Origin of the sequence: uncultured Maritalea sp., from assembly GCF_937139385.1 — a bacterium.
GTDB classification, from domain to species: Bacteria; Pseudomonadota; Alphaproteobacteria; order Rhizobiales; family Devosiaceae; genus Maritalea; species Maritalea porphyrae_A.
Window position 1 is genome coordinate 1 of the sequence record NZ_CAKZPW010000373.1, and the last position, 8,467, is coordinate 8,467.

Consider the following 8,467-nt stretch of genomic DNA (forward strand, 5'->3'; position numbering starts at 1 on the left):
ATTGCAGGCGTTGGTCTTGGGCTGTTTTGTGGCTCAACGGGCATCCTTTCGCTTGGCCATGTCGTCTTCTTTGGCATCGGCGCCTATGTGTCCGCGTGGTTCACCATTCCATCCACGATAAAGCCAATTTTGCTACCACAGTTGCCCGCACCATTGTTAAATGCGGAATGGCCGTTGGTCGCGGCCATTGTGCCAGCGACGTGTGCTGCCGCAATTGTTGGGGTGCTAACAGGTTTTGTCATGCAGCGACTGCGCGAAACATCCGCCGTCATTGCAAGCTTTGGTTTCCTGGTCATCGCCTATTTGCTCTTTATCGGCCTGAAGCCGCTCACCAACGGCAAACAGTCACTATATGCTTTGCCAACCGAGCAGGTTACTTGGCCGCTGGTTCTTGGTTTGTTGGGGCTGGCGCTGATTGTTGCGTTCGCCGTGAAATCGAGCCGCATCGGCCGCGCTGCGGAAAGTTTTAGAGAAAACGAACCAGCTGCGCGCTCAATCGGCATACGCTCGGAGCGCCCAATTTTTGGTGTCTGGGTGGTTAGTGCTGCGATCGTGGGGGCCGCTGGTGCATTGTTTGCCCATTCCGTTGGTGTGGTGTCGCCGTCTTCATTCTATCTCGACAAAACATTTGCGCTTATCGTGTTGGTGATCGTTGGTGGCTATCGCTCGCTCACTGGTGCCGTTGTGGGCGCAATATTTGTTAGTTTTGCGGAAGAGATCTTCAAAAAGACTGAGGAGTTCCTCAACGGGTATTCGGGCACTGAATTGGCGTTTGGTTTTATTATGCCAAACGTGTTTGGCCTAACAGCTCTGTCGTTTTCACTTTTGATCTTGCTGGTGCTCTATTATCGCCCAGAAGGGGTGGCGGGATACAAGGAGATCGCTGCGCACCAATGGTTCCAGCGTTTGTTCCCGAATGTATTTGCAAAGAAAACTGCCCATTCGAATAAGCCCAACTACCACGTTGATGAAACCGCGGTACTCACCACAACAAATCTGCAAAAATCCTATGGCGCTTTTTGTGCGATGGATAAAATCAATCTTGAAGTCAAAGCGGGCCAAATCGTTGGACTGATAGGTCCAAACGGTGCGGGGAAGAGCACATTCATCAACGTCATCACCGGCAATCTTTTTGCAACAGGTGGTTCAATTCAGCTCAACGGGAATGACGTAACGCTGGCGAGTGCCAGTGAATTGGCAAAAATTGGACTAGGCCGAACCTTTCAAAACATTAGAACGTTTGGTGCCATGAGCGCGCTTGAAAACGTCATAGCTGCGGTCAATGTTTCGCGCCCCGATATGTCCCGGCTAGAAGCGGAGCAATTGGCGCTCAATTGGTTAGCCTTTTTGGGGCTGGAAAATAAATATCAAGAGCAGGCCGATGGTTTGGCCTATGGCGATCAGCGACGTCTTGAGATCGCACGCGCTTTGGCTCTTGAACCACAGTTCCTTATTTTGGACGAGCCTGCAGCTGGCATGAACGACCAAGAAACCAAAGACCTTACAGACCTTTTGCAACAAATTGTGCAGCGCATCGGTTGCGGAATCCTGTTGGTTGAACATGACCTACCAATGGTCATGGCGCTCTGTGATCAGATCTATGTGGTCAATAAGGGCGAACAAATTGCGAGCGGAACCCCTCAGGAGGTTCAGGCGGATCCGCACGTCATAGAAGCCTATATCGGCGAAGAAATGGACGACTAAACGTCCAAAGTGGAGGGAAGAATGATTAGGAAAATTCTATTAGCAACGGCAGTTGCTGCGCTCGGAACGATGCCTGCGATGTCAGAAGACTTTGTGATTGGTGCTGTGAACGCCAAAACCGGCTTTATGGCGTCATATGATGCGCCATTTATGCAAGGCGTTTCAATGTATCAAACTGAAGCAAATGCGCGCGGTGGGTTCTTGGGCAAATACCCAATTGAGTTGATTGAGCGCGATGACGCTTCTGACGTTCAAAAATCAACCGTTTCAACTGCAGAAGTCATGGCGAGCGAAAAAATGCACGCCTTCATCACATCGGCTTTGGTGCCTTACGCGGTGTCCGCGGGCACACAAGCGTTACGCAAAGACATGTTGGCGGTCCACACGATTGCGTCTCAACCAACAATCCCCGCCCGTCTGGGCGAAGGTTCGTTTCTTGTTATGATGTCCGACGCACATATGGGGGGCGTTTACGCAAAGTTTGCCGCCCAGGATTTGAAAGCAAAAACCGCCTATTTGGTCACTTCCCAATTTGATCCTTACACAGACTACTTGCCACGTTACTTTGAGGAAAAGTTTGTCGAAGCAGGTGGTTCAGTTGTTGGGAATTCAGAGTTTGCATATGACCAACAAGAGTTCTCAACAATCATTGCATCAATTAAGGCGCTTCCCGAAGAACCTGATGTGATCGTGGCCATGCCATTCGATAATGATTTTCCGGTTTTCATCAATCAGCTGCGCGCCGCAGGGATCAAGTCAGCATACTTGGGGCCCGATGTGCTAGATCAACCGGCTGTTCGGGGCTTGGGTGAAGTTGTTGAAGGCGTCTACTACGTAACAATGGCCGCGCCATCTTCTAGCCCAGAAGCTGAAGCGTTTGTTGCAAATTACGCTGCAACCTATGGCAACGAGGATAGCGTTTATCCAGCAATGGTTGGCTATTCGTTTATGCGCATGCTTGAAAAAGCCATTGAGAGCGCCGGAACAATCGACCCGCTATCGGTCCGCAAAGCATTTGGTGAACTGGAAAATGTGAAAACCGAAATCGGTGAAGTCACATTCAAAGGTTTTGGGGCGCTTCCTAATCTGCCTGTGCATGTGATGCAAATCCAAGGCGGCGAGGGCGTTCACATCAAATCTATCAAATTGGAACCAAGTGAAATTCCATCACCTCGTTCATAATTTTGATTGCAAATACAGGGGTGTCGCTTTGTCAGCGTCACCCCACTTTGAAAGTGGATAGATGAAAAACACACTACTCAATGTTGATCAGTTGGAAGTGAGCTATGGGCCGGTGAAAGCTGTGCAAAACATCTCATTTCAAGTCAATGAAGGCGAGTTGGTGACCATCATTGGCGCGAATGGCGCGGGAAAAACATCCACGCTAAACGCCATTATGGGGTTAACGGACATTTCTGCTGGCAAGGTGGAATTCAATGGCAACGATTTGGCCAAATCCTCTGTAGAAGCAAAACCAAAACTGGGCATTGTCATGTCGCCTGAAGGGCGAAGGGTTTTTGCAGATTTGACAGTGAAAGAAAACCTGATCGCTGGTGGCATTACGTTGCCAAAAGCTAAATGTGATGTGCGATTGGACGAAATGGTCAAACGCTTCCCCATTTTGGGCGAGCGGGTCAACCAAGAGGCTGGCACGCTTTCTGGTGGTGAGCAGCAAATGCTTGCCATAGCGCGCGCCCTAATGATTGGTCCCAAATTCCTCATCCTTGATGAGCCTTCACTGGGGCTTGCACCAAAAATTGTTACCCAAGTATTCGAATTGATCAGTGAATTGCACCAAGAAGGCGTGACCATTTTGTTGGTGGAGCAAAACGTCAAAAAAAGCCTGGCGGTTGCTGATAGGGCCTATGTGATGGAACTGGGGCATATCGTGCGCGAAGGCAGAGCCGCAGACCTTTCGCAAGACAAAAAAATTCACGAAGCCTATTTGGGCGCGGCGTAGGAACGAACCATGGAACAATTAATCCAATTTGCTATATCCGTTTTGAGCCTTGGGGGAACCTACGCATTGCTGGCTTTGGGCCTTGCCACCGTATTTGGACTACTTGGTTTTCTAAATTTTGCCCATGGCGATCTAATGACCGTTTGCGGCTATGGCTTGTTTTTTATGCTCGCGGCAGGTGTGCCATTTCCAGTAGCGGTCTTGTTCGCAGTCGCTCTAGCGGGGTTTGCGGCCGTTGCTATGGAGCGCATTGCCTTTAGGCCATTGCGTGGACGCAGCCCAATGTCGCTGCTCATCACCTCGTTCGCTATCTCTTTGGCGCTGCACGTGAGTTTCCAGATTTTCATCAGCCCGAAATCCAAACCAATTCCCATCCCTAGCTATTTTTCCGGCTATATGACCTTTGGCGATGTCTTCATTTCCAAAGCGCAAGTCATGTCCATCATCATCTCTTTTGCGACACTGTTTGGACTAAATGCATTCATCACCAAAACTCGGATCGGCATTGCGCTACGTGCTGCTGCATCGGATTTTACCGTTGCCAGATCAATGGGAATAAACGCCAATAAAATGATCATGTTGGCTTTTGGCTTGTCGGGCGTTCTTGCTGGCGTCGCCGCCGTCATTTGGATTGCACAGCGCGGCGCTGTTTTTCCCGCGATGGGTCTAACCCCTATGGTCAAAGCGCTGATTGCAGTGATTATAGGTGGGTTGTCTAACCCAAAGGGCGCTCTTTATGGCGGTTTCTTGCTGGGACTATTGGAAGCCAGTTTCCTCTATATTCTGCCCGATCAATATGTGATTTATCGCGACGCGGCGGTTTTGTTGACCCTGATTGCATTCTTGATGATGCGTCCAAATGGGATCATCGCAACAAATGCTGAACCAATGCGGTGATGTGGTGCGTGGTCTGTTTTATTGGAAAGTAAATTGCCAGAATTGAGAACACTCATAGAGGTGCTCTTGTTTGGAAACAGAGCTCCTCTTCTTTTAGGTGTTTATGATATCAATCGCATGGGAAGTGGAACCGTTCGGGCAGGGCGAATTATCTAACATTGCCACAGGCCGCCCAATCCATATTGGCGCCTGCCGCCGTGGCGACAGGCTTTTCAATTAATGTGTAGCCGCTAACTACCTATTTCAGCAAACGACTCTGTCGATCATGGCGTTCATAAATGTCTTATAGTCGATGGGAAAGTCAGCTGTTTCCAACCCTTTTAGGATTGGCGAGACGTATTTCTGGGTGGGTGCCCACTCGTTCAGTTCACCTGGAATAATGTATGTGGACGAGGGCACTTTGTTGCCAGATGCATCGATCAACGTGATTGGGGTATGTACCCATTGTTTGGTCGAGACCTCGGCTGCATCGTCCATTTTGGCCATATCTTCGTCGGTCAATTCATATTGAATGCCATAGGTAACCGCGCCTTCTTTGGCGACGAGTGTGCAACCTGCAAGGCCCTCCCTAGAGCAATTTCCAAACGCCATTTCATAGCCGTCTAGCCGCATGTAGCCCACGTTCTTTGCGCTTGGGCACACGCCGCGCATGCTCTCTTCAACCAAAAGGGTGCCATAAGCAAAATAATGCATTTTAGTCTCTCCGTGTTTTCGATTATTCGTTTGTCTTTATTTCGCTGAACCAAAAGTCTTGTTGGCTTAACCTGTCGCGAAAATCGTTCATCTCGTTTGCCCGATGACAGCGCACCAAGCGCTCGCCTTCTGCTTGGCCAACAGGTTCAAGGGAAGGCATGTCTTGCCAACACGCATCAATCGCCATTGGACATCGGGGCGCAAAACGACAACCCTGAAATGGTTGTGACAGGTCCGGCGGCGCACCGGGGATGGATATGGGGTCGTGATCAAGCGTCAGGTCGGGGATCGCATATCTCAAGCCAGCGGTATAGGGATGCAATGGGGTGCGTGTGATGGACTTTGTATTCCCGGTCTCAACAATCATGCCTGCATACATCACCACAATGCGCTCGCAGCTTTCAACGACCAATGCCAAGTCGTGCGTGACCAAAACAATTGAAAAACCTTGTTCAGCTTGTAGGCTATAAAGGCGGTCAAATATTTGGTCTTGAACGATCACATCCAGAGCAGTTGTTGGTTCGTCCGCCAGCACGATTTCAGGTTCAAGTGCCAGCGCCATGGCAATGACAGCACGTTGACGCATGCCGCCCGAAAACTGGTGCGGATAGTCATCCAATCGTTCCGATGACACGCCGACCAAATCGAACAATTCTTTCGCGCGTTCGCGAGCCTTTTCTTTGGGCATGTCTTTGTGTGATAGGATCGCCTCTTCAATCTGCGCGCCGATCTTGTGGACCGGATTGAGAGCATTAAGAGCGCTTTGCGTAATCATTGAGATACGCGCCCATCGTGCTTTTCGGCGAGTTTCACCGTCGGTGGTCAATAGGTCAGTTTTGTCCAATAGAATTTGGCCATTTGGAGTTCGCGCATTTTTGGGCAGCACCCCCATGATGGCTTTGAGTAAAGTCGATTTTCCACAGCCACTTTCTCCAACCAACCCAATTCGATCACCTTTGAAAAGATCCAAATTAATCTCTCGCAAAGCAGCAACAGGATGTTCGCCAGCTTTGTAATCTACGTCCAGGTCTTTGATGGAAAGCGCCGGGGTGAACTGATGTGTTTTGTCCATGATTAACCCGCCTGCTTTATGCGTGGATTGACAACTTCTTCATATGCGCGGCCGATGAAATAAACCGAGGTCACAAGCACCATGATGGCAATGCCGGGCGGCACCACCCACCAGGGTGCGCGATACATCATTTGCGATGCGTAGGCGTCGTAGATGATCGATCCCCAACTCACGACATTTGGATCACCAAAGCCCAAGAACCCAATGCTGGCCTCAGTAATGATTGCCCAAGCCAGTGCAAATGTGACGCCAACAAGCGCAAACGGCATGATGTTGGGGGCGATTTCTTTGTAAGTAATGTCAAAATCACTCGCACCGGTGGTGCGCGCCGCTGCAATGAATTGGCGTTCGCGTAAGGAGAGCACTTCCGCCCGCACAATCCGTGCCGTTGAGCGCCACATCACAATCATCATCGCAAAAATGATGGTCCAAATGTTTTGCCCAGTGAGCGATAACAACACAATGATAAAGGGCAAAAATGGCAGCCCTAAAAAAATGTCAGTTATGCGCATGAGTATGCTGTCCACGCGGCCACCAAGGTAGCCCGCCAATAGCCCAACATTCACCCCAATCAGCACGGTGCCCAGAGCGGTCAAAACGCCAATGGTAAGCGCGGGGCGTGCGCCCCAAAGCATTTGGCTCATGACATCGCGGCCAAGCAAGGTTGTACCCAACCAGTGCTTCCACGTGGGTGGGGAAAGACGCACCAGCTTACCCGCTTCGTCATAGATGCGTTCGGTTGGCCCATAAGGGGCAACCAATGGCCCCAAGGTCGCAATGGCCACGCAAAGACAGAAGATGGATAAGCTGATGCGCCCAGCGGGAGAACTCCAAATAATGGCAAGGAAACGCGATATAGTGCGGAACATCTAGCTCTCCTACTTATAGGTGATACGGGGGTCTAAAATCCCGTACATGAGGTCGGCCAACAATGTGCCACCAACCGTTAGAACAGCGATTAAAAGAAACGCGGCCTGAACCACAGGGTAATCCGACCTCCCCACAGCTTCGACCATCAAGAGGCCGAGGCCGGGCCATGAAAACACAGTCTCAATCACCACAGACCCAGCAACTGCCCAGCCCAATATCATTGGCAAAGTTGTGGCCAATGGCAGCATAGAGTTGCGCATGGCGTGATGGTAAAGAATGCGATTTTCGGGCACGCCCTTCATGCGGGCCAACTCGATGTAATCCTCGCCAATTGTTGACAACATGGTTGAGCGCATGAGCAAAAACGGAAAGCAAAACTGGTAGGCCACATTGACCATGAACGGCAGGGCCAAGTGGTGCAGAAAATCGAGCGACAGATACATTTGCAGGTTTGCTTCAGGGAATTTTCCCGGTGAAACAATGTGCCCCACAGGGAACATATCAAGGCGAATGGAGAAAAACAGGATCGCCAACATGCCCAACCAAAACACAGGCGTAGATTGCAACGCCGTTGCAAGCAGCACCAAAAAGCCTTCAACTTTGCTGCCACGTTTCCATGCAACCATGGCACCAGCAAATGCACCTATTGCGTAAGCAACAACCATAGATGGCAAGATCAAGACGAGCGTATTGATTAGTCGGTTGCCAATTTCCCCTGCGACAGGGCGCAAGGTGTGGAAGGAAATACCAAAGTCAAAAACCAGCAAATTGCGCAGGTAAATGAAATATTGTTCGTGCAAAGGTCGATCGAGCCCGAACTGTGCCTTTAGTGCTTCTTGCGCCTTTGGGTAAAGTGCAGGGCTGATCACCGTAGCGGTTGGATCACCGGGCAGCATGCGGAACATGAAAAACATCACGCTGACCATGACAAAAAGGGTTAGAAGCGCATGCCAAATGCGCTTAATCAAAAACTGTCGCATCAACCGGCCTCCAGCGTTTGGGCATTTTCAAATGCGAAATGGCACTCAGCACGGTGGTAGCCCCTGCAAAGACCTTCGGGAAAATCTGTAGCGCATATCGGTTTCGCCACCGGGCAACGAGGGTGAAAACGGCACCCCGCGGGGATGGCGGCAGCGCTTGGTATCGCGCCAGAAATATTTGGCCGCTTGCGCACAACATCTGGGTTGGGATTTGGTGTGGCGGCCAATAGGGCCTGAGTGTAGGGATGCTCGGGATTTGCAAAAACCTCACGACATGGACCGCTTTCAACA

The 8,467-nt window shown here is 50.5% G+C and carries 9 protein-coding genes; 4 read left to right on the top strand and 5 right to left on the bottom strand.

Annotated elements, in window-relative coordinates; all coding sequences use genetic code 11:
• The 4 genes from Q0231_RS15025 to Q0231_RS15040 all read left to right on the top strand — a co-directional run.
• On the top strand, positions 1-1,704 hold a 1,704-nt coding region (locus Q0231_RS15025; protein ID WP_299348737.1), incomplete at its 5' end, for a branched-chain amino acid ABC transporter ATP-binding protein/permease.
• Positions 1,705-1,725: 21 nt separating this feature from the next.
• Entirely contained in the window at positions 1,726-2,886 is a 1,161-nt protein-coding gene (locus Q0231_RS15030; RefSeq protein WP_269392396.1) for an ABC transporter substrate-binding protein, read from the top strand.
• 61 nt (positions 2,887-2,947) lie between these two features.
• Positions 2,948-3,664, top strand: a complete 717-nt coding sequence (locus tag Q0231_RS15035) for an ABC transporter ATP-binding protein (RefSeq protein ID WP_269392395.1) — start codon at positions 2,948-2,950, stop codon at positions 3,662-3,664.
• Between the two features lie 9 nt (positions 3,665-3,673).
• A complete protein-coding gene (locus Q0231_RS15040) occupies positions 3,674-4,561 on the top strand; it encodes a branched-chain amino acid ABC transporter permease (RefSeq protein WP_299348744.1) in 888 nt (295 codons plus the stop codon).
• 243 nt (positions 4,562-4,804) lie between these two features.
• Here Q0231_RS15040 and Q0231_RS15045 read toward each other — a convergent pair whose 3' ends face one another.
• The 5 genes from Q0231_RS15045 to Q0231_RS15065 form a co-directional block, all read right to left on the bottom strand.
• Positions 4,805-5,254 (bottom strand): gamma-glutamylcyclotransferase family protein, encoded by a 450-nt coding sequence (locus Q0231_RS15045; RefSeq protein ID WP_299348747.1) that lies wholly within the window; start codon positions 5,252-5,254, stop codon positions 4,805-4,807.
• A gap of 22 nt (positions 5,255-5,276) precedes the next feature.
• Positions 5,277-6,326 carry an ABC transporter ATP-binding protein gene (locus Q0231_RS15050; RefSeq protein WP_299348749.1) on the bottom strand — a complete coding sequence of 350 codons (1,050 nt, stop codon included), beginning with the start codon at positions 6,324-6,326 and terminating at the stop codon, positions 5,277-5,279.
• A 2-nt stretch (positions 6,327-6,328) separates the two neighbouring features.
• A complete protein-coding gene (locus tag Q0231_RS15055) occupies positions 6,329-7,195 on the bottom strand; it encodes an ABC transporter permease (protein WP_299348752.1) in 867 nt (288 codons plus the stop codon).
• A 9-nt stretch (positions 7,196-7,204) separates the two neighbouring features.
• Positions 7,205-8,176: an ABC transporter permease gene (locus Q0231_RS15060; RefSeq protein ID WP_269392390.1), complete on the bottom strand. Its 972-nt coding sequence runs from the start codon at positions 8,174-8,176 to the stop codon at positions 7,205-7,207.
• Positions 8,176-8,467, bottom strand: a 292-nt coding sequence (locus Q0231_RS15065) for an oligopeptide/dipeptide ABC transporter ATP-binding protein (RefSeq protein WP_367274504.1), incomplete at its 5' end; no start/stop codon positions are given. The genes Q0231_RS15065 and Q0231_RS15060, both read right to left, overlap by 1 nt.